The organism is Paenibacillus sp. FSL H8-0537 (genome assembly GCF_038051995.1).
In the GTDB taxonomy this organism is placed as follows: Bacteria; Bacillota; Bacilli; order Paenibacillales; family Paenibacillaceae; genus Pristimantibacillus.
This window is the reverse complement of record NZ_CP150290.1, coordinates 4,524,363-4,551,077: the sequence shown is the minus strand read 5'-3', so window position 1 is coordinate 4,551,077 and position 26,715 is coordinate 4,524,363. Positions and strand designations below refer to the sequence as shown.

General features: G+C 50.3%; 25 protein-coding genes and 1 other annotated feature. Of the genes, 19 read left to right on the top strand and 6 right to left on the bottom strand.

The genetic code is table 11. The features are described from left to right. Positions 1 to 193 precede the first annotated feature (193 nt). From MHB80_RS19125 to MHB80_RS19115, 3 genes are all read left to right on the top strand, one after another. A complete protein-coding gene (locus MHB80_RS19125) occupies positions 194 to 1,462 on the top strand; it encodes a DNA polymerase IV (protein ID WP_341278457.1) in 1,269 nt (422 codons plus the stop codon). A 131-nt stretch (positions 1,463 to 1,593) separates the two neighbouring features. Next, on the top strand, positions 1,594 to 1,827 hold the full coding sequence (locus MHB80_RS19120) for a ferredoxin (RefSeq protein ID WP_341278456.1): 234 nt from the start codon (positions 1,594 to 1,596) through the stop codon (positions 1,825 to 1,827). Positions 1,828 to 2,098: 271 nt separating this feature from the next. Beyond that, positions 2,099 to 3,514, top strand: a complete 1,416-nt coding sequence (locus tag MHB80_RS19115) for a L,D-transpeptidase family protein (protein ID WP_341278455.1) — start codon at positions 2,099 to 2,101, stop codon at positions 3,512 to 3,514. Here MHB80_RS19115 and MHB80_RS19110 read toward each other — a convergent pair whose 3' ends face one another. Then, positions 3,515 to 3,655 carry a hypothetical protein gene (locus MHB80_RS19110; protein ID WP_177217906.1) on the bottom strand — a complete coding sequence of 47 codons (141 nt, stop codon included), beginning with the start codon at positions 3,653 to 3,655 and terminating at the stop codon, positions 3,515 to 3,517. A gap of 159 nt (positions 3,656 to 3,814) precedes the next feature. On the opposite strand from MHB80_RS19110, the gene MHB80_RS19105 reads away from it, so the two are divergent. From MHB80_RS19105 to MHB80_RS19090, 4 genes are all read left to right on the top strand, one after another. Continuing rightward, on the top strand, positions 3,815 to 4,912 hold the full coding sequence (locus tag MHB80_RS19105) for a quinone-dependent dihydroorotate dehydrogenase (RefSeq protein WP_341278454.1): 1,098 nt from the start codon (positions 3,815 to 3,817) through the stop codon (positions 4,910 to 4,912). Positions 4,913 to 4,930: 18 nt separating this feature from the next. Continuing rightward, a complete protein-coding gene (locus MHB80_RS19100; RefSeq protein ID WP_341278453.1) occupies positions 4,931 to 5,734 on the top strand; it encodes a GTP pyrophosphokinase family protein in 804 nt (267 codons plus the stop codon). A gap of 86 nt (positions 5,735 to 5,820) precedes the next feature. After that, positions 5,821 to 6,576 carry a pseudouridine synthase gene (locus MHB80_RS19095; protein ID WP_341278452.1) on the top strand — a complete coding sequence of 252 codons (756 nt, stop codon included), beginning with the start codon at positions 5,821 to 5,823 and terminating at the stop codon, positions 6,574 to 6,576. Positions 6,577 to 6,677: 101 nt separating this feature from the next. Further along, positions 6,678 to 6,890 (top strand): hypothetical protein, encoded by a 213-nt coding sequence (locus MHB80_RS19090; protein ID WP_341278451.1) that lies wholly within the window; start codon positions 6,678 to 6,680, stop codon positions 6,888 to 6,890. A gap of 95 nt (positions 6,891 to 6,985) precedes the next feature. On the opposite strand, the gene MHB80_RS19085 is transcribed toward MHB80_RS19090, so the two are convergent. Then, entirely contained in the window at positions 6,986 to 7,078 is a 93-nt protein-coding gene (locus MHB80_RS19085; protein ID WP_081418580.1) for a sporulation protein YjcZ, read from the bottom strand. A gap of 264 nt (positions 7,079 to 7,342) precedes the next feature. Further along, positions 7,343 to 9,172 (bottom strand): DEAD/DEAH box helicase, encoded by a 1,830-nt coding sequence (locus MHB80_RS19080; protein WP_341278450.1) that lies wholly within the window; start codon positions 9,170 to 9,172, stop codon positions 7,343 to 7,345. A 383-nt stretch (positions 9,173 to 9,555) separates the two neighbouring features. Between MHB80_RS19080 and MHB80_RS19075 the strand changes: the two genes are divergently transcribed. From MHB80_RS19075 to MHB80_RS19060, 4 genes are all read left to right on the top strand, one after another. Continuing rightward, on the top strand, positions 9,556 to 9,756 hold the full coding sequence (locus MHB80_RS19075; protein WP_046229949.1) for a YwbE family protein: 201 nt from the start codon (positions 9,556 to 9,558) through the stop codon (positions 9,754 to 9,756). Between the two features lie 12 nt (positions 9,757 to 9,768). Then, positions 9,769 to 10,071: a hypothetical protein gene (locus MHB80_RS19070; protein ID WP_341278449.1), complete on the top strand. Its 303-nt coding sequence runs from the start codon at positions 9,769 to 9,771 to the stop codon at positions 10,069 to 10,071. A gap of 179 nt (positions 10,072 to 10,250) precedes the next feature. Beyond that, on the top strand, positions 10,251 to 11,507 hold the full coding sequence (locus MHB80_RS19065; RefSeq protein WP_341278448.1) for a GNAT family N-acetyltransferase: 1,257 nt from the start codon (positions 10,251 to 10,253) through the stop codon (positions 11,505 to 11,507). 27 nt (positions 11,508 to 11,534) lie between these two features. After that, positions 11,535 to 11,978, top strand: coding sequence for a VanZ family protein (locus tag MHB80_RS19060; RefSeq protein WP_341278447.1), 444 nt, complete (start codon positions 11,535 to 11,537; stop codon positions 11,976 to 11,978). Between the two features lie 50 nt (positions 11,979 to 12,028). On the opposite strand, the gene MHB80_RS19055 is transcribed toward MHB80_RS19060, so the two are convergent. After that, complete coding sequence (locus MHB80_RS19055) at positions 12,029 to 13,024, bottom strand: lipoate--protein ligase (protein ID WP_341283029.1); 996 nt, start codon at positions 13,022 to 13,024, stop codon at positions 12,029 to 12,031. 274 nt (positions 13,025 to 13,298) lie between these two features. Further along, positions 13,299 to 13,514, top strand: a binding site (T-box leader). A gap of 80 nt (positions 13,515 to 13,594) precedes the next feature. Between MHB80_RS19055 and leuS the strand changes: the two genes are divergently transcribed. After that, positions 13,595 to 16,033: a leucine--tRNA ligase gene (gene leuS, locus MHB80_RS19050; protein ID WP_341278446.1), complete on the top strand. Its 2,439-nt coding sequence runs from the start codon at positions 13,595 to 13,597 to the stop codon at positions 16,031 to 16,033. Between the two features lie 46 nt (positions 16,034 to 16,079). On the opposite strand, the gene comER is transcribed toward leuS, so the two are convergent. Beyond that, positions 16,080 to 16,919, bottom strand: coding sequence for a late competence protein ComER (gene comER, locus MHB80_RS19045; protein ID WP_341278445.1), 840 nt, complete (start codon positions 16,917 to 16,919; stop codon positions 16,080 to 16,082). A 231-nt stretch (positions 16,920 to 17,150) separates the two neighbouring features. Between comER and MHB80_RS19040 the strand changes: the two genes are divergently transcribed. The 7 genes from MHB80_RS19040 (at position 17,151) to holA (ending at position 26,220) form a co-directional block, all read left to right on the top strand. After that, positions 17,151 to 17,945: a ComEA family DNA-binding protein gene (locus MHB80_RS19040; RefSeq protein WP_341278444.1), complete on the top strand. Its 795-nt coding sequence runs from the start codon at positions 17,151 to 17,153 to the stop codon at positions 17,943 to 17,945. 118 nt (positions 17,946 to 18,063) lie between these two features. Continuing rightward, entirely contained in the window at positions 18,064 to 18,594 is a 531-nt protein-coding gene (locus MHB80_RS19035; protein ID WP_341278443.1) for a dCMP deaminase family protein, read from the top strand. 541 nt (positions 18,595 to 19,135) lie between these two features. Beyond that, on the top strand, positions 19,136 to 21,847 hold the full coding sequence (locus tag MHB80_RS19030; RefSeq protein ID WP_341278442.1) for a ComEC/Rec2 family competence protein: 2,712 nt from the start codon (positions 19,136 to 19,138) through the stop codon (positions 21,845 to 21,847). Between the two features lie 939 nt (positions 21,848 to 22,786). Further along, entirely contained in the window at positions 22,787 to 23,161 is a 375-nt protein-coding gene (locus tag MHB80_RS19025; RefSeq protein WP_341278441.1) for a hypothetical protein, read from the top strand. A gap of 202 nt (positions 23,162 to 23,363) precedes the next feature. Beyond that, positions 23,364 to 23,912 carry a sigma-70 family RNA polymerase sigma factor gene (locus tag MHB80_RS19020; RefSeq protein ID WP_056029404.1) on the top strand — a complete coding sequence of 183 codons (549 nt, stop codon included), beginning with the start codon at positions 23,364 to 23,366 and terminating at the stop codon, positions 23,910 to 23,912. Then, the gene (locus MHB80_RS19015) at positions 23,909 to 24,952 is read left to right on the top strand and encodes a zf-HC2 domain-containing protein (RefSeq protein WP_341278440.1); all 1,044 of its coding nucleotides are present in this window, start codon (positions 23,909 to 23,911) and stop codon (positions 24,950 to 24,952) included. Before MHB80_RS19020 ends, MHB80_RS19015 begins: the two co-directional genes overlap by 4 nt. Positions 24,953 to 25,182: 230 nt before the next feature. Then, positions 25,183 to 26,220, top strand: coding sequence for a DNA polymerase III subunit delta (gene holA / locus MHB80_RS19010; protein WP_341278439.1), 1,038 nt, complete (start codon positions 25,183 to 25,185; stop codon positions 26,218 to 26,220). An 84-nt stretch (positions 26,221 to 26,304) separates the two neighbouring features. On the opposite strand, the gene rpsT is transcribed toward holA, so the two are convergent. Continuing rightward, positions 26,305 to 26,577 carry a 30S ribosomal protein S20 gene (gene rpsT / locus MHB80_RS19005; protein WP_341278438.1) on the bottom strand — a complete coding sequence of 91 codons (273 nt, stop codon included), beginning with the start codon at positions 26,575 to 26,577 and terminating at the stop codon, positions 26,305 to 26,307. Positions 26,578 to 26,715: the final 138 nt, after the last annotated feature.

Below are 26,715 nucleotides of genomic sequence, written 5' to 3'. Positions count from 1 at the left end.
CATTACTTTTTTTAATCGAAACGGTTGCATTGCCGCCAGAGGACGGAGACAGCCGTTTTCGCTTGTGACTTTTGCAGTTCGCTGTTGTTCAATTGACTTGCTACATTGGCAGCGGTATGCTGATAAGTACAAATAAACAACGGTGGAGACTAAGTGTTCAAGCGGATCTCCTCGCAGGTGGTGGAACCATACAATGACGAATACGAATGAGCATTATCCAGCGAAGGGCCGCGTCATTTTGCATCTGGATATGAATGCCTTCTACTGCTCTGTCCATGAGGCGGAGGAGCCGGATAAATATAAAGATAAACCAACGGCCGTTGCCGGCAGCGTGGAGCTGCGCAAAGGGATTATCGTCACCTGCTCATATACAGCCAGAAGGCTAGGGGTCAAGACGGGCATGACGGTGCGCGAGGGGCTTAGACGTTGTCCTGATCTCATCCTTATTCAGCCGGACTTCCATTTATACCGCAAATATTCACGAGGTTTTATGACGATTGCCAGAAGCTATACAGATATGGTAGAAGCTGTTTCAATAGATGAATGTTATATGGATATAACCGGTTCGAAAATATTTGGAACACCGCTGGAAATTGCCAGCGCTTTGCAGGAGCGTATCCGTACAGAGTGGCAGCTGCCCAGCTCTATTGGCATTGCTCCGAATAAGCTGCTGGCGAAGATGGCCTCGGATATGAAAAAACCGAATGGGATGACGGTGCTGCGGCTGCGTGATGTGCCAGAGCTGCTATGGGACAAGCCGTGCGGCGTGCTATTCGGCATTGGGAAAAAGACGGCGGACAAGCTGGCTCGGCTCAATATTCGCACAATTGGACAGCTTGCACAGACGGATGAACGGCTGCTCATTAAGCAGTTTGGCGTCGTTGGAGCATGGATGAAAGGGGCAGCAAGTGGCATTGACCACGCTCCTGTGAATGGAGAGCGGGAAGTGAATAAGTCGATCGGTCATACGACGACGCTGCCGAAGGATTTTATCGTCAGGGAAGATATTCACCGTGTTCTGCTTAACTTATCGGATCAGACCGCACGGCGGCTTAGAAGGCAGAAGCTGATGGCTCTTACGGTACAAATTACGGTTCGCAGACCAGACATGTCGACCATTACCCGTTCGAATACGTTTCGCTCGCCAACGCATGCAATGGAAGATATTTTTCAGGAAGCCTGCCGCTTGTTCGATAAGCATTGGCCGGAGGGAGAGCCGGTGAGGCTGCTAGGAGTTACGCTGCAAAATTTGTCGCCTGAGATGAATACAGCGGTTCAGCTGGATCTGTTCAATTATGAGGAGCAGCCGCGGAAGGAAGCGCTGACAAAGACGATGGACTTGCTGCGGGACAAGTTTGGCGAGGATGCGGTGTTAACGGCGGGGATGCTCAGCGATGATCCTTCCGCACTGATTCGCAATAAGCGGCTGCGGGGCACTTCGCTGCAAAAGGAAGATTTTTAAACGCGGTGTCAGGTTGCCAAAGGCCGAATGATGGTATATATTGATGAATGAAGCTTTATTATTATGATGTCATTAACGGAAGACAAGCTATATAGCGGCATTATTCCGTCACTTTATGGGAGGTATTTTGAATGGCTAAGTACACTTGGGTAGAAAAGGATACTTGTATTGCATGCGGCGCATGCGGCGCAACGGCTCCTGACATTTATGATTACGATGATGAAGGTCTGGCAGAGGTGATTTTCGGCAACGACGGCAATAAAGGCTGTGTTGCAATCTCGGAAGATCTTTATGACGATATGCAAGATGCAGTAGACGGCTGCCCGACTGATTCGATTAAAATCGCGGACGCGCCTTTTAGCTAAACCCAGCTTAAACCTAAGCTCCTCAACTATGCAGAAGTTGCACTGCGTAGATGGGGAGCTTTTTTGTGTGCGAAGTGGGCTTCAAATAGAAGGATGGCAAAGCCGTGTACACTTTAAATAGAAGAATGAATAAGGCTGCGACTTATCATTACGCTTCTATTTCTACGCGAAACGAGCTTTTGCCACCGTCGGTTGGCAAAGCCGTTTACGCTAGAGTCAAAAAAAAGGTAAATGCTGCCGATATAGTGGTATTGGACTTTGAGGGGGGTTAATGATGGAGCAATTAGAGGATAACCTCTATCTGAAGCAATATGTTAGAAATCATCCTGACAATAAAATGGCCTGGTATTTGCTCGGCAAGCAATATTTGCAGTTGGATAAAACGGCGAAAGCAAATTATTGCTTCATTCAAGCAGGGGAAATTTACGAGGCATTTGAGCGCAAGCCTCATCCGCTAGCGGAAAGCCCACAGGAAATGCTGGAGGATTGGAATCGCCAGCAGCGTAAAAAACGGAGAATTCGCCGCGCAATAATGGGAGCGATTTCGATTGCGCTGCTGCTAATGTTCATGCCTTCGAACGCAAGCAAGCTAGCTGATCCTGCAGCAGCAGGAATGGCAGCTGTCATTGACGCGCCTATTGATCCAACCTTCGGCGTCGTGCTGACCGACAAGGGTGAGCGCAATCCGATCGGAAGCGCGTGGGAAGAGCTGCTTTCCTGGACTAAGCGGCCGTCTGTAGCGGCAGTAGTTAAACTTGAGGAGCAGGAGGGCTGGCGCAAATGGACAGGCAGTCGCAAGCTGCTGATGTCGGTGGAGCAGCAGTCCGATTATGTACCGATGGAAGTGAAAATGCTCGATGGCGGAGTATGCAGCTGCAAGCCGGCTGATGCATCCACGGTGAAAACGAAGTTCAAGGCGTGGAGCGAGCAGCAGGAGGTTCGTTGGACGCTTGCCAGCGCGATCTATCAGTACAAGCGGATGCAAGAGAAGTGGCCAGAAAAGCTGGATGATCTCATTAAGCCATACCCCAACAATGTTTTGGCTGGTGAAGCATCTGGAATGAAGGAGATGTTTAAACCGCTTGTTGCCGCAATGAAAACGGATCAGTCAGGGGCGAAACAGCCTGCGCAGCAGCATAATGAAGCAGAAGGCAACAAGCCAAAGACGGATTCAGGGCAACGTCAATCGCAGTTTATGCAGAGTAATTCAGATGAATTAGTAGGCGGAGTGGACCAAACCTGGCGCAAGCCGCTTGAAATCGTCGTCGATAAATCCACTTACAGACTAGCAGTTGTTAGTGGCGACATTATCGTTCGCAGCTTCAAGGTTGGGCTAGGTGGCGACAAAACGCCGGAAGGCAGCTTTTATATTAGCGAGAAGGTGAAAAATCCGAATGGGCGCGATAATGGCCAGTTCGGCAGCAGGGGGATGACGCTTTCCAGTACGCTTTATGCCATCCATGGCACAGATGAGCCGGATAGCCTCGAACAGGATGAATCGCTCGGATGCATTCGTATGGGGAAACAGGATGTGGAGGAGTTGTTTGATCTGGTGCCGATGGGTACGATCGTCAAAATTAAAAACGGGACTCTGCCGTCCGAAATTTCGGAATCCAAGGAGCGCTTCAAGCTGAATCCGAGTCAGGACGAGACGAATCCCGGTAAAGTATATCACTGGCTGGGCTGATTAACCGCTAACCAACAACAAAACGGTGACGGCGACAATGACAACTCCAATAGCGGCGCCTATCCAGACAAGTGCTTTCTTATTGACTTCCTCGGGCGCTTTTGCTTTAACTGTGGGTGGTTTGCGTTTGGGTGAACTCATGGCCATCAACCTCTTTCTAATAAATAAGGAATATAGTCATATTGTAATCGTTTTCGGAAAGAGCCGCAATAACAAAGGAGCAGTATTGCCCTTTTCTTTTCTGGGCAAAAACGCTACACTATTGGGTAGGACATTTATTGTAGATCGGAGTGAGTATAATTGCTTTATTCTTCATTAGGTAAGCCGATATTTTTTCGCATGGATCCGGAGAAAGCTCACCATTTGGTTATAGATGGATTGCATGCTGCTGGGCGCGTTCCGGGCATGACGGGCATCATGCATGCGATGTATGGGGTAAATGAGACGCCGGAGCTTGCTGTGGATTTATTCGGCATTCATTTTCCGCATCCGATAGGGCTTGCGGCAGGGCTGGATAAGAACGCAAAGGCAGCCGATGGCTTTTCCAGCATAGGCTTTGGCTTTATGGAAGTAGGAACGGTAACTCCGAAGAGCCAGCCAGGCAATGAGCAGCCGAGACTGTTCCGGCTTCCGCCTGACGAAGCGCTGATTAACCGAATGGGCTTCAATAATGATGGCGTTGATGCGATGGCAGAGCGGCTGAACAAGCGCAAAATACACCGCATCCCGCTTGCTGTCAATATCGGAAAAAACAAAGTGACGCCCAATGAGCTTGCTCATGAGGATTATCGCTTATGCATTCAGGCGCTGTATGGACAGGGCGATTTTTTTGTCGTCAACATTAGCTCGCCCAATACACCGGATTTGCGTGCGTTGCAGCATGGGGATGAGCTGAGGCTGCTCCTTGATACCGTTTTGGAGGAAATCAGGCAGCAGGCGTCGAAATCTGGTAAAAGCGCGAAGCCAGTATTGGTCAAAATTGCTCCGGACATGACGGATGAGCAGCTTAAGCTGACGGTAGCGACAATTAAGGACAGCGGCGTTTCCGGCATTATTGCGACGAATACGACCGTTTCACGCACGGGCCTTACCCATTCGAATGCTGGGGAAATGGGCGGCCTCAGTGGCGTTCCGGTGCGCGAGCGTTCAACAGAGGTTATTCGTGCGGTTTACCGTCAAACGGAGGGTAAGCTGCCGATCATTGGCTCGGGTGGCATTTTCACCGCAGCTGATGCATACGATAAAATCCGCGCTGGGGCCTCATTGGTTGAAGTATATACGGCTCTAATCTACAAGGGCCCAGGCTTGCTGCGTGAATTGACCAGCGGCTTGAAAGAGCGCCTGCGCAAAGATGGCTACCGCAGCATAACGGAGGCTATCGGCGCAGACCATAGATAGGATAAGGAGGCGGCCCTGATGGATGGACGAGACTGGAATCTATTTTTACAGCCTTACGAGCAAACGGTTGAAGAACTCAAAGTTAAATTTAAAACGCTGCGCGTAGAGCTGAAAAGGCGTGAATCCTATTCGCCAATTGAATTTGTCACAGGCCGAGTGAAGAAGGTTTCGAGCGTTTTGGAGAAGGCAAGGCGGCTTCATGTGCCAGCTGACCAGCTGGAGCAAGGGATTGAGGATATTGCGGGCATTCGCATTATGTGCCAGTTCGTTGATGATATTCACCGGGTTGCCGGATTAATTCGTTCGCGCAAAGATTTGAAGCTTGTGAATGAGAAGGATTATATTACGAATTACAAGGATAGCGGTTATCGCAGCTATCATATGATCGTGGAATATCCTGTCCAAACAGCGCTCGGTCAGAAAAAAGTATTGGCAGAAATTCAGATTCGCACACTCGCGATGAATTTCTGGGCGACGATCGAGCACTCGCTGAACTATAAATATAAGGAAAGCCTGCCTGAGGATGTGCGTCTGCGTCTCAAAAAGGCGGCGGAGGCGGCCTCCTCCCTTGATGAGGAGATGTCGAGCATTCGCCATGAAATTTTGGATGCGCAGCGCGGCTTCGAGGAAAGCTCGAATGTTGTCAGCAAGGTGCTTAGCACGATACAGGATCTTTATTTTTACCACCGCGTTCGGGAAGCTGCTCAATTTCAGCTGAAATTTAATGAAATGTGGGAGCAGGAGGATTTGTTCGGGCTCCAGCAGCTTGCTCTTGACGTTGAAGCGGCGGTTTTGCGGGCGAAGAAGGGTACGCAAAGCTAATAACAGACCTCCAGTGGCGCACAAGCGAACGCCTTTGGAGGTTTGTTGCATAAATAGGGAAGCAGATATTTGGAGGAGAGATCGTTTTGGCAGCAAAAATAAGGCTGGACAAGCTATTGTCCCATACGGGCAACGGCACGAGAAGTGAAATTAAAAAATTCGTCAAGCAGGGGCTCGTTACAGTTAACGGAGCTGTTGTGAAAGATAGCGGCATGATCATTAATCCTGAACTGCATGAGGTCAGGTTCGAAGGACGGCAGGTCAATTACCGGGAATTCGCTTATTTTATGATGAACAAGCCAGCAGGCGTTGTATCGGCTACGGAGGATCGTAAAGATGAGACAGTCGTCGATTTGCTCGAAAATGAGGATCAAGCGATCCAGCCGTTTCCGGTAGGGCGTCTAGACAAGGATACGGTTGGTCTGCTGCTGCTGACCAATGATGGGCAGTTGGCCCACGAGCTGCTGTCGCCGCGCAAGCATGTGCCCAAAACGTATGAGGCTGTAGTGCGAGGGAAGGTAGGACGTGCAGATCAAGATCAGTTCACTGCGGGCGTTGAGCTGGATGATGGGTATGTGACGATGCCTGCCCGTCTAAATGTACGGAGCCAAGAACAGACGGATGAAGGCGTTATGTCGATGATTACGCTAACGATTATGGAAGGGAAATTCCACCAGGTCAAGCGGATGTTTGAGGCAGTAGGCAAACAGGTTGTCCATTTAAAGCGGGTGGCCATGGGCCCTCTGGCGCTGGACCCTGAGCTTGAAGAGGGAAGCTATCGTGAGCTGACTGAAGGCGAGCTGGAGCTGCTTCGTACTTATCGACGGACAGATTTGCAATAATGACGGGATAGAAAGCAGCAGCATTCGAAGCAAAAGGAATGAGACAATCTGTCAGCATCATAGGGTAGGTTAATAAATACCATTCCTGAGGTGATTGCTGCTTGCGCGTCCAAACCTTTAAAGTATACGTCATTACATCTGCAGATATCAGGCGTTTCATTATAATTGAAATCGTAATCGGCACGCTGACGTACAATGTGGGGCTTAAGCTGCTGCACAACGCCATTTTGGCAGGAACGCTGAGCTTTGCGGGAACCGAGAGCATTAAACGGAGCTTGCAGCTGATCAGGCGTAAGGGTGAAAATAAAAAATGAGTCTTACTCCCTTGTACATCAGGAGCAATAAAGCACAGAAAAACCGCCAGGAGCGCGAATCCCGGCGGTTTTTTGCATGCAGTGTGAGGTTAGGATTAGTACAAAAATCCTTTAGTTATGATGACCAGAAGAATAAACAGGACCAGGATGGCACCCGTCGATGTGAAGCCTCCATGTACACCAGACATGCTAATTCCTCCTGTACAGTTAATTTCCGGCTTAGGGTGCTGCTTTATTGAAATGTTCTTTTCCCTGCCGCTCGGTATACAGTATTGTATGTATTTCGCCCTGTTTGGAATGGACTCCTGTCATGGGTCATTTATAATTGGGCTCTTGTAAGGCCGCTAATTTCAGCAGCTTATGATGGATGTTACTATGGCGAATGCCCGGGAGGGATGAAAAAAGCAGCCTTCGTCGATAGGTATCGACGGAAAGCTGCTTGAAAAGTTCATTTATCTTTTGCGACCGCGACTGCTTCCAGCTCCGCCGCCACGGGAAGGGCTGGATCCGCGGCTGGAACCGCCGGAATTGCGACCGCCGCTGCCAGAACCGGAGCTGCGTCCACCGGAACTGCGTGTTCCAGAGCTGCGCGGTGCACCGGAGGAGGAACGTTCGCTGCGCTCGCCGCTACCGAAGCTGCGAGGACCGGAAGGCCGTTCGCTGCGTTCGCCGCCGCCGAAGCTGCGAGGACCGGAAGGCCGTTCGCTGCGTTCGCCGCCACCGAAGCTGCGAGGACCGGAAGGCCGTTCGCTGCGCTCGCCGCCGCCGAAGCTGCGAGGACCGGAAGGCCGTTCACTGCGTTCGCCGCCACCGAAGCTGCGAGAACCAGAGGAACGTTCGCTGCGCTCGCCACCACTGAAGCTACGCTCTCCATTGCCGCCACGCTTGTTTCCAGTATTGCCGCCGCTTGCTGCTTCCCATGGGCTGCCGCCGCCCGATTTGCTTGGAGCTGATGACCGTTCAGCCTGCTGCCCACGGCCTCTGCCGCCAGCTTGCTGACGTCCGCGACCACCAGAGGATTCGCCGCCTCGGCGTCCTTGCTGGCCGGAACGTCCCGAATCGCGTCCACCGCGTGTTCTTCCGCCACGCTCTGACGAGGAGGAATCTCTGCCATATGCCTTGGCTGGAGCTGCTGAGCGCTTCGTATTGTCAGCTGTTAATTGGCCTTCTTCGTCAATCGTAAAGCGCTGCAGGGAAGCATCAATGCTGCGCTCGATATGAGCAACTGCGCCGCGATCATGCGGTGAAGAGAGAGTTACTGCTGTACCTTGATGACCTGCACGGCCTGTACGGCCGATACGGTGAATATAAATTTCCGAATCCTGCGGCACATCAAAGTTGTACACATGAGTAACGCCTTCTACATCAAGTCCGCGCGCAGCGACATCCGTTGCGACGAGAATTTGCAGCTTGGCATCGCGGAAACGCTTCATGACCTGCTCGCGCTTCGCTTGCGTCAAATCGCCATGCAGCTCGTCCGAAGGAATGCCATTATCCTGCAAAGCAGCATTCAGTTTTTTGGCCCGCACCTTCGTCCGGCAGAAAATAACGGCCAAATATGGGTTATGCTGCTCAATGAGCTGCATAACGGCACGTTCACGTCCGCGATCCGTTGTTTCGATGACGAATTGCTTAATGTTGTCGAGCGTCACATGCGTGCTTTGAATACGAATATCGACTGGCGTATTCATATAGTTCGCAGCAAGGCGCTTAATCGCTTCCGGCATCGTAGCCGAAAACAGCATCGTCTGGCGGGCTCTAGGCATATGCGCGATAATGTTCTCGACTTCCGGCAGGAAGCCCATATGCAGCATTTGGTCAGCCTCATCCAGCACGAGCATTTTCAGCTTGCCCAGGTTGATCGTCTCCCGGCGAATATGGTCAAGCAAACGACCAGGTGTTGCAACAACGATATGGGGAGCGTTGTTCAGCTTGCGAATTTGTGCGACAACATCTTGTCCGCCGTAAGCGGCTAGCACCGTAGCGCCAACAGTCGGAGCAAGCTTCGTAAGCTCGCTCGTAATTTGAATGGCGAGCTCGCGGGTTGGAGTCAAAATAAGCGCCTGCACCTGTTCCTTGTGCACTTGAATGCGCTGCAATATAGGCAAGGCAAAGGCAAGCGTTTTGCCTGTTCCGGTTTGAGCTTGGGCAATGACGTCTTGTCCCGCAAGCAGCACGGGAATTGATTTTTTTTGAACCGGTGTTGGCTCGGTAATTCCGTTCTCATGGAGACGCGAGGCCAGCTCCGGCATGACGCCCATTGCAGTAAAATCAGTTGACATTAGACAATTTCCTCATTTCATAAAACATCGTTTGGTGTTAAGTATAACAGGTTGTACCCATCATGTGCATCTTTCCTGTACATATGCTATGCTATTTTGAAAGAAAAGTATAGCATATGGCAAGGTGAACCGGCTGTCGCCATCTTTTGGCGGCGCAGCGCGTTTCAATCCGAGAAATATAGAGAAAGAAAAACGTTAGGATATTCTTTCCTATATTTCAAGGTGAAACGGCTGTCGCCATCTTTTGGCGGCGGAGCGCGTTTCAATCCGAGAAATATAAGTCCATTATAAGGGTTAAACTTGTAACTGCTTATATTTTGAAAAAGTCTTAATCAAGTGCACACTTTGGTTCACCACGCTTTTTTGAAAAGGAAGGGTAACGCATGAACGGAACGAATCGCGCGGCGGTCAAGCCGGGCCAGCAGGTCGATATTGTGCTAAAGCAGGATCAGCGTACGGGCAAGCTGACGAGAGGCATCGTCAAGGATTTGCTGACGAATTCCGGTACGCATCCGCACGGCATTAAAGTTCGGCTGACGGATGGGCAAGTGGGCCGTGTTAAGCATATTTTACCAGGGGAATAAGGAGATGGACGAGTGGCATTCGGCATATCCAGAACCGAAATGAATGTTTGGAAGGAACGGGTGCAGAGCGGCGAAATCGCTTTTTTGACGCATTATTGGCTGGACCCGCGCTTTCCGGCTATGAAGACAGTAACGAAGGTAGGCTGCTCGAATATAGACAAGCTGGCACAGTGGTGTATGTCTTATGGGCTCGATCCCCGGTATATTCACTACCGCGACAGCTATCCGCATTTTGATTTGTTTGGGCCGAAGCAGCGTCCGATTTTAATGGCGGAGCAGCAGCTTGACCAAATAACCCGCTTTAAATTGCTTTAATGGATATATGATTAATGGAATGGCATGTGCCGCCGTCAGGGCGGCTGTTTGGCTTCGATTAGAGGGCAAAACCTATCATATATCATGCCGAATATGAGATTTCGATTTTACGAGTTTAATGGAATGAATTATAAAAGTAAGCTCACATATGGGGAAAGCGAAGCGAGGGAGAGCGGTACATGGAGCAGGAGCAGGGAAAACAGCAGTTGCTTAAGTATTTTCAGGAATGGATTACATTTGTGGAGACGTTGGAGCAGCAGGAGGAAGCAGTATGGGAGCTAAGCTTGGCTCCGGGAAAATGGTCTGTTCGCGAAGTCGTCGCTCATATTGCGCTTTGGGATCGTTATTTTCTCACGACAGCAATTGAGAGATTGGGTCAGCAGCAGGTGCTGACGCTCAAGCATTTGGATTATAATGCTTTTAATGAAAATGCCCGTTTATATGGTCGCTATACTTCAATTGCCAAGCTGATCAGGCAGACGATTCAGGATCGTGAAGCGATTGTGGGGCTCATTCAAGCTTTGCCGGAGCAGCAATATGCGGCTGAATACATAGATAGCGAGGGGCATCCCTTCCGCCTGCAGGCGTATTTGACCGATTTTATCGCGCATGACCGGCATCATATGGCACAGATTAAGCAGCTTCTGGACAGCGCTGCAATAGATTCATCCTCGGAGGAGCGGCTTCAGCTCAAGCTGGAGGAGCTATCGATGAATGCTTGGCCTGCGCTGCAGGTGCTCATGTATGAGGGGTGGCAGCTCCGTCTGGCGAACGGCTATACAAAACGGTCAAACTCCATTGTGCCAGCAGCCTGCAGTGGGGAAGAGCTGTCGCGTAAAATCGCCTATGGCGAAGCTTTTTATACGGCGCATGGACTGGATACGGCCTATAAAATCACGCCTTTCTCCCAGCCGCCGGAGCTGGATAAGACGCTCGCGCTGCGCGGCTATGACAAGATAGACCCAGTTTACGTCAAGACGGCTTCCCTTAATCAAATGCGCAAACCGGCTGGCGGGCTGGACGTTCGCATAGATCCTTTTTTAAGCGAAGCTTGGCTGGAAGCTTATACGTCGATGGCGAAGCACACGGCTGATGAGCGGGAGACGCTGAAAAATATGTTTGCATCACCGCCGTTCCAGACGGCCTTTGCTGTGCTTTATGTAGAGGGAGCGCCGGCGGCTTGCGGTATTGGCGTTATGGAGCGGGGATATATCGGTTTGTATGCCGTCGTGACCTCACCAGATTTTCGCAGGCGTGGATTTGGCGAGCAGCTTCTGCTGCATATTTTGCAGTGGGGCAAGGAAAGTGGGGCGGAGCACAGTTATCTGCTCGTTACGCATGCCAATGAGGCGGCTAATCGCTTGTATGACAAGCTGGGTTTTACGCTGCAATACAACTACTGGTATCGGGTGAAAAAATTAGCGGCGTCCCATTAACCCGGGCGAAGTGGAGGGGCGATAACGTTGAAGCAGGCAGGCGGAAATTCCGGTTCCTTTGCACAAAAAGTGACAGCCGCTCTTATCGTTGTGTATACGATGGGGCTCATTTATGCGATGTTTTTTGGCTTTGGCCGGCAGGCGGGCAGCAGTGCGGAGCTTCGATATAATATCATTCCGTTTTCGACTATCAAGCTGTATGTAACGAACTTTTATCATATAAACCTTGGCGATTGGATCATTAATATGGGCGGCAACATTGTCGTGTTCGTACCTTTTGGCCTCGCGCTTCCAATTGTTTTTCGCTTGCGGCTGGGCAAGACACTGCTGTCGTTTCTGCTGTTTATTACGCTGCTGGAAGTGCTGCAAATGCTCACGAGGCGCGGCAGCTTCGACATCGATGATATACTCATGAACAGCGTCGCTGTTGTGCTTGGTTACGGCATTGTTGTCTGGTTTAGGAAGCAATAAAAGGCGCCCTAGGCTCTCTTACTTAGAGAAAGCCGGGGCGCCTTTTGCTTTTATTCGAAAATCAGGCCCATTAAGTCGTCCTTCGTCACTTTGCCGAAATAATAGCCTAAATCGATCTCGCCAAGCAGCTTGCCAAGCGCAGCAGCTTCGTAACGCTGGCCAATAAGCTGCTTTGCAAATTCGCTGCTCTCGCCACGGCCGAAGAAATCGCCATATACAGCGGCATCCACAATCAGGCCTTCCTCAACTTGGAGACGCACATCGAATGTGCCAGCTCCTTCTATCCGCTTCGTCTGGCGCATATTGAATGCTGGCGACCGGCCATAATTCCAATCCCAGTTGCGATATCGCGTCTGTGCCAGCTCGCGGATATCTGCCCATTGTTCCTCAGTCAGCTCGTAAAAAGGAATTTCCTCACTGCCTTCAAAAATGGAAGCAAGCACGCTTTGGCGGAAGTCTTCAATTGTAATAGGTGCTGCAAGAAACTCGGAAATGTTGGCCACGCGGCTGCGAATCGATTTTGTCGCTTTCGACACATATTTTTCGGGATTCGCTTTTAAAGCCGATACGACATTTTCAATTTCGGAATCAAACAGCAAGGTGCCATGGCTGAACATTCTGCCCCGTGCCGAAAACTGCGCGTTGCCGGAAATTTTTCGTTCGCCTACTTGAATATCGTTGCGACCCGTAAGCTCGGCCTGAACGCCAAGCGCGGCTAGTGCCTTTACGACAGGCTCGGTGAATTTTTTGAAATTATGGAACGATTGGCCATCGTCGCTCATGATGAAGCTGAAATTTAAATTACCTTCGTCATGATACACGGCCCCGCCGCCGGACAGCCGGCGCACGACATGGATATTATTTTCCTCTACATAGCGCGGGTTGATTTCTTCCATTGTATTTTGGTTTTTGCCAATAATAATGGAAGGCTCATTAATATAAAACAGTAAATAATCGTCCTCTGGCGGCAGCGACCGTAAAATATATTCTTCCAGCGCCAAATTAAGCGCAGGGTCTGTTATATGTTTGTTGCTTACAAAACGCATCATAACGATTCCTCCGAAAATAGTAATAGGTTGCAAAAGCTTGCTGCTCCTATTATACCCCTCCTTGGGGCAAATGCCATGGATAAATGAGAGCGGATTTTCAACCCGCAAGGAGAAATGCTTTTTCTCGCAAAAAAGGACTGTCGTTCACGCATCGTTCATTTTAGTGTAAAATAAATGGACTTTTTGGAATAAAAAGGGAAGTAGCGGAGGGGCTATCTCTTGACATCGCGCGAAAGCTTCATTATAATCGGAACTAATTCTTAAAATGTCACATTTGGCGTTGATGAGGAGCAGTAGTATCGCGGGGCATGGCTTAGAGAGCCGGCGGATGGTGCAAGCCGGACCTGCAGCGATATGAATCTCACCTTGGAGCTGTGCGCGCAAGCGTACCGTATGGCCTGCGTTAAAGGCAACAAGTGAGCACTCGGCAAAGCATGTCCGGGGGCTAACTAGGGTGGTACCACGGGAGACAGCTCTCGTCCCTAGCGATCATACGCTAGGGGCGGGAGCTTTTTTGTTTGGAAGCCGCTGAAATTTTGCTTTACCAAGCTTAAGGAGGAAACATTCATGAGTCAAGATCAGCAACCGCAAGGCTATAATCCACTGATGGTAGAGCCGAAATGGCAAAAATATTGGGATGAGAACAAGACGTTCGCAACGAAGGAAGAAGCGGGCAAACCGAAATTTTATGCACTCGATATGTTCCCTTATCCATCCGGTTCTGGCCTGCACGTCGGTCATCCGGAAGGCTATACGGCAACGGATATCGTGTCGCGTTACAAGCGTCTGCGCGGCTTTAACGTCCTGCACCCGATGGGCTGGGATGCATTTGGCCTTCCTGCAGAGCAGCATGCACTGGATACAGGGCAGCATCCGCGTGAGATTACATTTAAAAATATCGACAATTTCCGTCGTCAAATCAAGTCGCTCGGCTTTTCCTACGACTGGGATCGCGAGTTCAGTACGACTGACCCGGATTATTATAAATGGACGCAGTGGATTTTCATCCAACTGTATAACAAAGGCCTTGCTTATGTAGCTGAAGTTCCGGTTAACTGGTGCGAAGCGCTGGGAACCGTGCTTGCCAATGAGGAAGTGATTGATGGACTAAGCGAACGCGGCAACCATCCAGTTGTACGCAAGCCAATGCGCCAATGGGTATTGAAAATTACCGAATATGCGGAGCGCCTGCTGGAGGATCTGGAGGAGCTTGATTGGACGGAAAGCATCAAGGATATGCAGCGCAACTGGATCGGCAAGTCTACAGGCGCCGAAGTGACGTTTGCTATTGAGGGCCATGATGCGAACCTTGTTGTGTTCACGACGCGTCCGGATACTTTGTTCGGTGCTACTTATTGCGTGCTGGCGCCTGAGCATGAGCTGGTTGCCCAAATTACGACAGCGGATCAAAAGGCAGCTATTGAGGCTTATCAGCTGACAGCTTCCCGCAAGAGCGATTTGGAGCGTACTGATTTGGCGAAGGAAAAATCCGGCGTGTTCACGGGTGCTTATGCGATTAATCCGGTCAATGGCGAGAAAACGCCAATCTGGATTGCCGATTATGTATTGGCTGGCTATGGCACAGGTGCGATTATGGCTGTTCCAGGCCATGATACGCGCGACTGGGAATTTGCAACGCAGTTCGGACTGCCCATTGTGGAAGTCGTGCAAGGCGGAGATATTTCCAAAGAAGCTTACACTGGCGACGGTGCGCATGTAAATTCCGATTTGCTGAATGGGCTTAACAATGAAGAGGCGATTGCAAAAATGATTAGCTTCCTCGAAGAAAAAGGCAGCGGTCATGGCAAAGTGACCTACCGTCTGCGCGATTGGCTGTTCAGCCGCCAGCGTTATTGGGGAGAGCCGATTCCAATTTTGCATCTGGAAGATGGCACAATGAAGCCTGTTCCAGAGGACCAGCTTCCGCTGCTGCTGCCGGATGTAGATGCGATTAAGCCTTCGGGTACAGGGGAATCGCCGCTTGCGAATGTAACGGAATGGGTCAATACGATTGATCCGGAAACGGGCATGAAAGCACGCCGCGAAACGAACACGATGCCGCAATGGGCGGGCAGCTGCTGGTACTACCTGCGCTTTATCGATCCGAAAAACGACAAGGAAATTTGTTCGCTGGAGAAGCAGCGCGAATGGCTTCCGGTTGACCTGTATATCGGCGGAGCGGAGCATGCTGTGCTTCATCTGCTGTATGCGCGCTTCTGGCATAAAGTATTGTATGATCTTGGCGTAGTTGAGACGAAGGAGCCTTTCCATAAGCTCGTTAACCAAGGGATGATTTTGGGCACGAACAATGAGAAAATGTCCAAATCCCGTGGCAACGTCATTAACCCCGATGAAATTGTATCGGAATTCGGCGGAGACACGCTGCGTTTGTATGAAATGTTCATGGGGCCGCTGGAAGCAACGAAGCCTTGGAACACGAACGGCGTAGAAGGATCTTTCCGTTTCCTAAGCCGTGTATGGCGCCTGTTCATCGGTGATGATGGCAGCTTGAGTTCGAAAGTTTCGGACGCTGAAACGACGGAGGCATTCAAGCGCACATGGCACCGTACGATCAAAAAAGTAACCGATGACTTTGAGCATCTGCGTTTTAACACGGCAATCAGCCAGTTGATGATTTTTGTCAATGAAGCTTATAAAACCGAAGTGCTGCCGCGCGAAGCAATGGCTGATTTTGTGAAAATGCTGTCCCCGCTTGCGCCGCATATTGCGGAAGAGCTGTGGGAGAAGCTGGGCGGAACAGGGACGATTACTTATGAGTCCTGGCCGGTATGGGAAGAGGCTTGGACGGTTGACCAAGAGGTTGAAATCGTCGTTCAAGTTAATGGAAAAATCATTGAGCGCCTGTCGATAGCGGCAGACACGGATGAAGCCGAAATGGAACGTCTTGCGAAGGAGCTAGGTAAGGTGCAGGAGCTTATCACAGGCAAAACCATCCGCAAGGTCGTAGCTGTAAAAGGTAAAATCGTCAATATCGTTGCCAATTAAACGGTAGCCACATGAAGAGGTGAACGGTCAGTTAGCTGAAGAACAGCTATTGACCGTTCACCTCTTCTCCGTAGAAAGATATGGAAACTTTGGCGACATCGTCATGGAATTTGGCATGAGTCGTACGGATAAGCCGGTTGAATACATCATCGGTCTCACAGCGAAGCAATTTCAGAGCTTGTGCGGTTATGCCTCCGGGGACGGCTACTCGCGCCTGCACATCAGCTGGCGTAAGTCCTCCTTCAGTCAGGAGCAATCCTGTTCCGAGCAGCATGGCGCTGGCCACCTTGAGCGCTTCCTCGCGGTCAATGCCCGTCTCTTCAACCGCTGCGTCCACGAACTGCTCCAGCAGACAGGAAATAAACGCTGGACCGCAGCTTGACAGATCCGATACGACTCGCGTATAGGATTCATCAATTTGCAGCGGCTCGCTGATAAAGGCGAGCAGCGATTCGAGTCGTTCCTTGTCTTCGCTGTGGATGCGGGAGCCATAAATACATAAGGAAGCGCCGCTCCATACATGATTTGTAATGCTCGGAATGACTTTGGCCACTTTGCAGGGCACTACTTCCTCAAGGTGCGAGAGCAGAACCGGGCTTGTAATCGAAACTAGCAGCTGCTCAGGCCTTACGACAGACGATATGTCGTCGATGACCTTTTTAAATTCATGCGGCTTAATGCAAAGAAACACAATATCCTTGCCAAATGCGGCACGTGCATTGCTCGCTTCTGCTTGAAGCCCGGCATAGCGGTCAGCGAGTGCCTGTGCTTTGGCGAAAGTGCGGTTGCTGACGGAAATTTGATCGGATTCCAGCGCTCCCGAAGCGATTAATGCTTCAATGAGCAGACTGCCCATCGTTCCCGTTCCAATAAATCCAACTTTCATAGGGTGACCTCCTTCGTTGTGAGGTTGTGAAATGGAAGCGGCCTTGTGGGGGCCTGATTGAATTGCTGTGTAAGCTGTGATGATTTTCCAAAGTGGAACAGGCTTTAAGGCGAAGTAAGCCTATTCGCAGTTTACCTGTTCTTCTACCGTATTCCTGACAACTTGGCAGTTATGTCAACAATTTTCATCTTTTTTGGAGCGGTTATTCATAGCGAAAGGTGTGGGTAAAGGATGAGGCAACGAGCGAAGGGGAAGCAATATGGGAAAGGTTCGGATGCTAAGCGGACGATTATGGCGGTTTGTTTGCTGCTCGCCTGTGGGCTGCTTGGAGCTGCTATATTTATGCCGAAGGAGCAGGCTCCAAGTGGCTGGACGACGCTAAATGAGGCTGTGGAAGCGGCATTGCCGCCAGAGCAAGGCAGTGAATCCGGTTCTGCTGGGGTGAAGCGCGAGGCTGGAGAGGGTATCGGCTTAGGGAAGCAGGCGGATGCAGAAGGACAGCAGGTGAATGCAGCGGCAAATGGCAGTAGTGGAAAACAGACCTCAAGCGGTGGCGGAGATGGGGGAAACGGAAGTGGGAAGCTGTCTGCTGCTGGGGGAATAGCAGAGGGAACGAGCTCATCTGGGGCAGAAAGTGCCGAGAAGATGATACAAGATGGAGAAAGTGTCGACGCTGGAGGAGCTGCAGAAGCTGGGGCTGGAACTAGCAATGGAATTAGCGGTCAGAATAGCAATGAGAATGGAAATGTAGCAGGCAACGGAAGCGGCGCTGTTGGGGCGGGGCAAAGCGAGACGGGTGAAGGGATAGCGACGTCGTCGACGGATTCGGGCAAGCTGGATATTAACCGAGCGACAGCTGAGGAGCTTGATGACCTGAAAGGGATCGGACCAGCCAAAGCTAAAGCGATTGTTGAAGATCGGGATAAAAATGGGCGCTTTACATCGGTCGATGACTTGCGGCGAGTGAAGGGAATCGGTCCTAAGCTGCTTCAGGGCATGAAAGACAGCATTGTCGCCAATCCTTAAGTATGAGAAAATAACAGGCAGCAGCCGGATTTTATGAAAAAACGAATATATCGCGCATTTTAGACACAATTGTGGCTGACGATTATTTTGAACGAGCATCAAGGAGGAAGCTGAAACAATGGCAATAGTAGGGCAAGACGCCGAACGTAAAGACTGGGATACGTATTTTATGGACATTGCTTATATGGTATCGACGCGCTCACGCTGCCCGAGGCGGCATGTGGGAGCTGTACTGGTGCAGGGCAAAAAACTGCTTGGCACCGCATATAATGGAGCGCCAATGGGCGTTCAGGATTGCTCGGAAGCGGGCTGTATGATTGCGGAAGAATGGGAAATCAAGCAGGAGAATGGCGCAGAGCAAATGGTTAAAAAGCAGCGCTGCATTCGCACGATCCACGCGGAGCAAAATTTGCTGCTGTTTACCGATCGCGCCGACCGTGAGGGCTCGACGGTATATGTAACAGACCAGCCATGCTGGACTTGCGCGAATATGCTTGCGAACAGCGGGATTAAAGAGGTTGTTTACCACCGCGGTTACCCGAAAGACAGCGAGAAGGTTGTGACGCTGATGGGGCACTTAGGCATTGTTTTTCGTTTGCTGGAAGGCTATGAACCGCCGCCGCAGGCGGGAATGTCGGTTATTTCTTGATTTTGTATGTGGGTAGAGACGGTTAGAGCTATGGATTATAGTGGATAAGAACTAGGCTAAGAAGAGAGAGTGCAACAGCCAAAGAAGCAGCGTTGATAAAAATGATTGGTGATAGAACATAAACAGTGACAGAACATAAACAGTGATAGAACAAAAAATAATGATAAAAAATGAACGGCTTTTAAAAGTTAAACAGTAACAGAAATAGAATATTGCAAGAGCAAGAGCAAGAGCAAGAGCAAGAGCAAGAGCAAGAGCAAGAGCAAGAGCAAGAGCAAGAGCAAGAGCAAGAGCAAAGAAGATAAAATAATTGTTTATTTAGAGAGGAAGCACCTCTTATCGCATGCGCATCTGCATGTGATAAGAGGTGCTTTTTTGCAAATATAGGTATTTAAAAGTTTGAGCCTATTAATGATTTGTATTTCACCGCGTAACGAGCTTTAGCCGCCAGAGGATGGCGCCAGCCGTTTACGCTGGGCTGTCTCAGTTGCTTACATGAAAATGAAGTCAATTTCAAGTCAGAATGGAGAGGTGATTGAAAATGAATAGAAGACCGCTGCTTTGGTTCGCGGTATGTTTTGTGGCAGGCTGTGCAAGCGGTGCGAAGTTGAGCGGCGCAGGAGCCGCACTGGCGGCGGGCGGCGTGGCGGTAGCCGCCCTGGCGCTGGTTTTGTCGGGACGGCTGACGCGGAAGCTGGCAGCCGTATGTGCAGTTGGCTTCGTCCTTGCAGCTGGGGAACGGATGTGGGCGGATGCCCGCAATGTGACTGGCCTGCTGGACGTGCTGCGCGCCGCAGAGGCGCAGGGGTCGGACGCTGCGATAGCGGTTGAAGCGTCCGGGACGATTGTGTCGGTCGTCGAAATCGACGGCGACCGGGCAATCTTTGAGCTGGCGGTCGATGCCGCCAGCGTAGCGGGGTTTGGCTCGCCGCGCCAGCTCGGCGGCGAGCGGATGCTTGTGCAGCTGCGGCTCGAGGAGCAGCCGCAGCAGGAGGTCGCCGCTGCTTGGCGGCGCGGCGACGTCGTTGACGTTAAGGGCCAGCTGGCGCAGCCCGCTGGCCCGGCAAATCGCGGCGGCTTCGACTACCGCCGCTACTTGAGCAGCCAGAATATCCACTGGCTGCTTCAAGCTACGGGCACGGGCGCGATCGACATCGCGCCCGGCCCGCCCTGGACTGCGGCCGCGCTGCTCGGCCGCGTCGACACCGTGCGCGCCTGGCTTGGCGCACGACTAACAGGCATGTACCCGGGCGTGCAAGCCGGCTACATGCAAGGCCTCGTCCTCGGGATTACGGATAACCTTGATCCCTCCCTCATGCAGCAATTCGCTCGTCTCGGCTTAACGCATATACTCGCCATATCAGGCCTGCACGTTGCGGTGTTCCTCTACGCGCTGGGCCTGATTTTACGGCTTTGCCGCATGACGCGGGAGCGCTTGCTGCTGACGCTCGTTTTTGCCGTGCCCTTCTATGTGCTGCTCAGCGGCGCTTCGCCTTCGGTTGTGAGGGCCGGCGTAATGGGCATGCTCGGTTTGTTGGCTGCGCGCATGCACAAGCTGAAGGATGGCCTGCATATATTGGCGGCCGCAGCCGTAATTATGCTGGCGATCAATCCTTTTTATTTGGAAAATGTCAGTTTCCAGCTTTCGTTTATCGTGACGCTCGGCCTTATTCTTGGTGTCCCTCCTGTAAGGCGTGCTATGCCTGACTGGAAGCGGGGCAAAGCGCTGCTCGATTTGACCGCCGTCAGCGTCGTAGCGCAAGCTGTATCGTTTCCAGTTTCCATTTATTATTTCAACCAATTCCATTTGCTGTCGCTTCCGGCTAATTTACTGCTTGTGCCATTTATCAGCTTTATTATTATGCCGTTAGGCGGAGCTGCGCTGTTCATTCATATGGCTTGGCCATCAGGCGGCAAGCTGCTCGCATGGGCGAGTGTCTACGCTAATGACTGGACATTTTGGCTTGTGGACTGGCTCGCCAAGGCCGATTTATTTCGTACGATTTGGGCGACTCCACCGCTATGGTGGATTGCGGCTTGGTATGGCGCCTTAGCGCTGCTATTCCGTGCACTTCCAGTGCGTCAGCCATCAGTCGCCCCTGAGCTGGGGCCAGAATCAGAGCATGGCGACTCGGCAGCTGGTCACGAAAACGGCGAGTTAGAGACGCAGCCGCTCCACGAGCTTCCATCCATACATAGAACGGGCGGCATCATTGCTGCCCACAAATCATCTCGAGGATTTAAAGGCCTTCCGAGTACAACCTCTGCGATGGCGCTTCTTTATCCCAGCAGCCTGTTTTCATCCTTCCTCCTGCTGCTAGCACTGCTATTTTTCGCCTATTATCCTGACCTATATGATCGCGACGGCCGCGTTCATGTGCTGGATATTGGACAGGGAGACTCTATTTATATCAGGACACCGGAAGGGAAGCATCTTTTGATCGACGGTGGGGGAACGGTTTCTTTCCGTAAGGAGGGCGAGGAGTGGCGAGCGCGCAAGGACCCTTTTGAAGTGGGCAAAAAAGTCATTGCCCCGCTGCTTATGAAGCGCGGTGTCCATCAGCTTGATCTACTCATCGTCTCCCATTTGGATAGTGATCATATTAAGGGGCTTAAGGCGGTTATGGATTCGATCCCAGTCAAAGGGCTGTTATGGAACGGCAGTATGAAGCATTCTCCTGATGCAGAGGAATTGCTTGCTTTTGCGGTTCAGCATGAGATTCCAATGTACCGGGCTGAGGCGGGGCAGGAGTGGGAAATGGGCAAGCAAACAAAGCTGACCGTTCTATGGCCCTCTGCCGTTGTCCACACGGAAAAGAGCAGCATTCCCAGCATACAAATCAAGGAGGTCGAGGAGCAGAACGAAGCGAGTGTTGTCCTTTATTTGACGATGAAAAATTATACTTTTCTAATGACGGGAGACATCGGTTTTGAGACGGAGGAGCGTTTGATGGCCGATATGGATGAAAATCCAGACTTTTATGCGGCCTGCTGCACCAAAATCGATGTGCTTAAAGTAGCGCATCATGGAAGCCGCTATTCGACGGCAGCCAATTGGCTGGAACGCTGGCAGCCGCTGAGTGCGGCGATTTCCGCAGGTGCGACAAACAGCTACGGCCACCCTCATGGCGATGTATTGGGACGCTTGAAGGCAGCGGGAGCTGAGGTGCGCCGAACGGATCAGGACGGTGAAATTGAATATCGGGCGGCATCGGAGAGGCTATTGGTCAGAACGATGGATAAAGGGAATTGATATGCAATGACAATAAACACAATCATCAAAAGGAGAATTTTTAATAAAATTGCATATAGTTTAGGCGTGCATGAAGCCGTAAGCAAGCTATACCCAGATCCAAATCCAAATCCAGATTCAGATTCAGATCAAATATAAAGTCACAAGTATTCCCACTATTGATGGAAATATCACCGCTTATAAATGTGGACTTACGTACCGAAAGGCAACTGGGTGTTCTGCGTTCAAGTGGCTTACTCCCTGTACAAAGCTGGACTAGGCGGACACAGATGCAGCTAATGCAACAGAATCAAGGGTATAGCACAAGCGGCGGACTCAGGAGCCGCTAATGTGCTGCAAATGGCCATTTTGTCGCGATAAAGAGGGCATTAACGGATTTCCTGTCCGCTTAAGGTCTAAAATCGGATCAAAACCCAAAATAGCGGAATTTCAGTCCGCCAAAAAAGGAGCGCACGTCTCGAGCCGCGGATTCTCAACCGCAGTGTTTTCAACTACAATGATCTAAGTTACAGTATTTTCAACCATATTGATCTCGGCTACAGTGATCTCTACCGCAGTGATCTAACCACATTGATCTAACCGCAGTGATCTAACCATAATGATTTCAGCTATAGTGATCTCAACCATAATGATCTCAGCAACAATCGCAGCATGTGCTTCCCCAGCCTCGAATCGACAGATGACATTTGCCTCTAGTAAACGCTAAGCAAGGAGCAGCGAGCCCGCTCCAATTGTCATATGCACCCTGAAAAAGCGGTATGTCTCAGCAGCTTTCTGCTCATTTTTAGCGCATGCATCAACCTATACGCATCTATCATATTATATGTTTAAACAAAGAAAAGCGGAGTGGAGTGAACGACGGAGTAGGTTTCTTCGAAATGATCCTGTAAAATGAGCATAAGCAGCGGCAGGAGATTAAGGCAAGGAAGTGTGAATTCGATGATAAAAATAAACAGAGCCGGAAAATATGCCATTGATATCCGATTCGATATAAATGGTGCAAGCGAGCTTTGTGAAGCCCTCTGCCTAATGTTTACAGGGGAGGAAGCGACAATTGCTCTAAGCGAAGCTGCGCAAATTAACAGTAAAAAGGTAAATGAGCTAAGGCTTGTACAGGTTAGAGAAGACGAAAGTCTCCATTACGCGCAATCGGGCCTAATTCTGAAGCTCGATAAGGACAGCATCAATAACATTTTGGACAAGCTCAAGGCATGCGTGGGTGGAAAGGATTTCTTTCCGGCTGAATGCTGTGAAGTGCGCTTTGGCAAAATAAATCTTAACTTATATGCTTTTCTGGAGAAGTCCTCTGTGTAAAAGAGAAAATCGGCTAACTCCACGCAGTCATGAACTTGCTATATACGGTGCTTGCTTTTTTTGATATTCTTGAGTGTGGAGTACGCTTGTTTAAATCGGAATATGGGCCTTGTGGCTAAAATAAAAAATGTATTTGTACGAAGATTTGCAACATTTTACGTAACCTGCTCGTCAGAGAGGTTGCAAGAGAGGGGGATCCTTCGTGGTGGAGCCTGGCCTTATTAGAGCCGCTCAGTCGGGAGATCGCGATGCATTGATTACTCTATTGCGAGAGATTGAAACACATGTTTATCGGACAGCCTACTATATAGTAAACAACGAGCAGGATGCAATGGATGCGGCGCAGGAGGCACTCATTCGCATTTATACCAAAATCGGCTCATACGAAGAAAAAGCCCAATTTAAAACATGGATTCAACGCATTGTAACGAATATCTGTATTGACAAGTTTAGAAGAAACAAGCCGACAGTGTCCATTGATGAGCATGATATGGTGTTTCACGAGAAGCAAAATGTAGAGGATGAAGTTTTGTCCGCTTACGCAGCTCAAGACATCCGTAACGCTATTGATAAGCTACCCGATCATCACCGCGCTGTTGTCGTGCTTCGATACTTGCAGGATTTTTCCTACAATGAAATAGCTGAGTCTCTGGATTTGCCCCTAAACACAGTAAAATCCTATTTATTCAGAGCCAGACAGCAGCTTCAAACGTTACTACATGATTATCAGAAAGGTGGTGTCCGGGGATGAACTGTCAAGAGGTGATGGAATATATGCAAAGGGAGCTTGACGGCGACCTTGATGAATACGAGAAAGCAACCATGACAAACCATTTCAAGCAATGTCCGGACTGCGCAGCAATGTTTGAGCGGCTGAAAAATTTGTCTGTGGAATTGGAAAATCTGCCTCATGTAACGCCAAGCTACAGCCTTGTGGATGCTATTATGCCTCAATTGGAGCAGCTTTCTTTCGAAGCGGCTGGCTCTGTTGTGGAGCCACAAGAGACGGCAACGCCCAAGCGGAGGAAAATGCCGAATCGCGTCGCTTCATCAAAGCTTCGGCAGCTTACAGGCGTCGTTGCGGCGTGCCTTGTAGCGGGTACATTTATCGTTTCCTATAACGCAGGCTGGTTTAATGGGTCGCAATCAAACAATGACTTGGGCCGGACGGAAGCAAGCGCTACTGCTGCTGACAGCCCTATAGCCAATTACGACACGTCGGCGGTCAGGCAATTTGTGGCTACTGATCCACAAACTTCGGGTGAAGTGAAATCAGAATCGCTTGATACGGGCATGAGTCTTAAGAAGAATGTAACAGGACAAGACGGCGACGGATCAAATCAAGATGGCGGAAGCGCTAATGGCAATAACAGCAGTGAATTTGGAACTTCTGATGTTGGTTCGGCTTCTGGCCTTACTGCTCCGGATTTCAATGATGCAAAGTCTGACACGGGTACAGACACCAGCACTTCTCAAGCTCCTGCTGAGGAGGATGGCAAACCATTGGAAGGCCTTTCAGGCGAACCGGAGAAAGCTCCTCTCGCATCTGTCGCAGTGGTTTCTGCTGACGGCGTTTATTCGGCTGAGGTTGTTGGCTACGTCATTAAGATTTATGAGGTAAGCGACCATAAGCTATTGTTGGAAACGGCGCGCAAAAACGGCCAGATCGCCAATTTAAGCTGGTCGGAGGACAATAAGATTTTGAATTATGAAATTCATCTGGAGTCAGGCGGCATTGAAAAATATGCAGTTGATCTGAATACGCTCAAGGATGACAAAGCAGCACATTAATTTTATGAAGGTCTACAGATGTATGCACACTTTCCGCTTTAACTGCGTATGGTAAAGAGTGGAGAGAAGATGCGACGTGTTAGCCTTGATCGTCGTATGACCATCAGCAGAAGGAGAAGCCATGGATCTTTCTGCTGATGTTTATATAGATGTTCAGGGACAAAGGGATGAAGCCGATCGGGCTCATCCCTTTGTTGCCGTTCACAGGAGAAGGTAGGGAGGAATAACCTTTGGATGGGAAAGAAGCATTGAAGGAAATTAAGGGCAAGCGATTTCGCCCTGTATACGTCGTTTTCGGCAAAGACCGTTACCGAATTCAGCAGTTTGCCGATACGCTTGCGGACGCGATGTTCACCGCTGATGAGCGGGAGCTGGGCATCGTCAAATTCGATACAGCAGAAAGTGTGCTGGATGAGGCTGTACTGGAAGCGGAGACGCTGCCCTTCTTTGTTGAACGCAAGCTGGTCATCGTAAGGGATGCCGTCGTATTTGCGGCTGGCGGGAAAGAGGGGGGCAAGCTGGACCATCGCACCGACCGCTTGCAGCAATATATAGAGAATCCTTCAGAAACAACGGTCATTCTGTTTTTGATTCACGCGGAGAAGCTGGATGAACGGCGCAAGCTCGTCAAGCAGCTGAAGGATCGCAATGCGCTCATTGCTTTTCAAGAGCTGGATGCAGCTGAGTTGAAGGGCTGGGCCATCCGCCGGGCGGCTGAGCAGAAACGCACGCTGGATACTGAGGCGGCTGAGCTGCTTCTGTCACGGGTAGGAGCTCATATGCAGCAGCTGGCACTAGAAGTGGACAAGCTCTGTCTGCACGCAGGTGTTGGCGGTCAGATTGGACGTGAGGAAGTGGAGCTGCTGACGGTGTCCACTGTGGAAGAGGATGTATTCGCATTGGTGGATGCAATTGCGGAATTGCAGGTGGACAGGTCGCTGCGATTGTATAGACAATTGCTTATCAGACGCGAGGAGCCGATAAAAATCGCGGCGCTGATTGCACGGCAGCTGCGCATCATGCTGCAAATTAAAGAGCTGGAGCAGCATCGCTATTCGCCGCAGCAAATGGCCGGACAGCTCGGACTTCATCCTTATGCGGTCAAGCTGGCTGCGGAGAAGTGCCGGAAGTTTTCAACGTCGCGGCTAGGGGCATTGCTATCCGCTATTGCTGATCTGGATTATAAGATGAAGACGGGGCAATTGGATAAAAACTTTGGCCTTGAGCTTTATTTATTATCGCTTGGCGCCCCAAAGCGGATGGCATAGAGGCCAGCGACGACATCATATACACACAAAAAAGCTGTCAACCGGAAAACCGGAAGACAGCTTTTTTGTATGTTCAAGGACGGTTTAAGCTTGCGCCGAAATAGCGTTAAGCTTTTTAGCAAGACGAGATTTTTTGCGGGCAGCCGCATTTTTATGAATCAGGCCTTTAGTAACCGCCTTGTCCAATTTTTTCGTCGCAGCGATTAGAGCTGTTTTAGCAACAGCTACATCAGTGCCGGCGATAGCTTGGTCAGCAGATTTAACAGCCGTACGAAGCGCGGATTTTTGGGAAGCGTTCAAAGCGCGGCGTTTTTCGCTCGTTTTGACGCGTTTAATTGCGGATTTAATGTTTGGCATCGAGTTTCACCTCCTACGAAATATGCACAGGCAATCTTTAGCATACGCTATAATTCTGGATAACACAACTTAAAATATATTACCATGCGTATACCCAAAAAGCAATAGCACGCATGAAAACCAAATGCTTGCGAACAC

Coding starts and splice junctions, on each gene's coding strand:
- MHB80_RS19115 (WP_341278455.1), top strand. CDS start 2,099: ATGATGGAGCAATTAGAGGATAACCTCTATCTGAAGCAATATGTTAGA.
- MHB80_RS19035 (WP_341278443.1), top strand. CDS start 18,064: ATGGCAATAGTAGGGCAAGACGCCGAACGTAAAGACTGGGATACGTAT.
- MHB80_RS19025 (WP_341278441.1), top strand. CDS start 22,787: ATGATAAAAATAAACAGAGCCGGAAAATATGCCATTGATATCCGATTC.
- MHB80_RS19080 (WP_341278450.1), bottom strand. CDS start 9,172: ATGTCAACTGATTTTACTGCAATGGGCGTCATGCCGGAGCTGGCCTCG.
- comER (WP_341278445.1), bottom strand. CDS start 16,919: ATGAAAGTTGGATTTATTGGAACGGGAACGATGGGCAGTCTGCTCATT.
- MHB80_RS19085 (WP_081418580.1), bottom strand. CDS start 7,078: ATGTCTGGTGTACATGGAGGCTTCACATCGACGGGTGCCATCCTGGTC.
- MHB80_RS19120 (WP_341278456.1), top strand. CDS start 1,594: ATGGCTAAGTACACTTGGGTAGAAAAGGATACTTGTATTGCATGCGGC.
- MHB80_RS19065 (WP_341278448.1), top strand. CDS start 10,251: ATGGAGCAGGAGCAGGGAAAACAGCAGTTGCTTAAGTATTTTCAGGAA.
- MHB80_RS19100 (WP_341278453.1), top strand. CDS start 4,931: ATGGATGGACGAGACTGGAATCTATTTTTACAGCCTTACGAGCAAACG.
- leuS (WP_341278446.1), top strand. CDS start 13,595: ATGAGTCAAGATCAGCAACCGCAAGGCTATAATCCACTGATGGTAGAG.
- MHB80_RS19125 (WP_341278457.1), top strand. CDS start 194: ATGACGAATACGAATGAGCATTATCCAGCGAAGGGCCGCGTCATTTTG.
- MHB80_RS19040 (WP_341278444.1), top strand. CDS start 17,151: ATGAGGCAACGAGCGAAGGGGAAGCAATATGGGAAAGGTTCGGATGCT.
- MHB80_RS19075 (WP_046229949.1), top strand. CDS start 9,556: ATGAACGGAACGAATCGCGCGGCGGTCAAGCCGGGCCAGCAGGTCGAT.
- MHB80_RS19030 (WP_341278442.1), top strand. CDS start 19,136: ATGAATAGAAGACCGCTGCTTTGGTTCGCGGTATGTTTTGTGGCAGGC.
- MHB80_RS19015 (WP_341278440.1), top strand. CDS start 23,909: ATGAACTGTCAAGAGGTGATGGAATATATGCAAAGGGAGCTTGACGGC.
- MHB80_RS19055 (WP_341283029.1), bottom strand. CDS start 13,024: ATGCGTTTTGTAAGCAACAAACATATAACAGACCCTGCGCTTAATTTG.
- MHB80_RS19110 (WP_177217906.1), bottom strand. CDS start 3,655: ATGAGTTCACCCAAACGCAAACCACCCACAGTTAAAGCAAAAGCGCCC.
- rpsT (WP_341278438.1), bottom strand. CDS start 26,577: ATGCCAAACATTAAATCCGCAATTAAACGCGTCAAAACGAGCGAAAAA.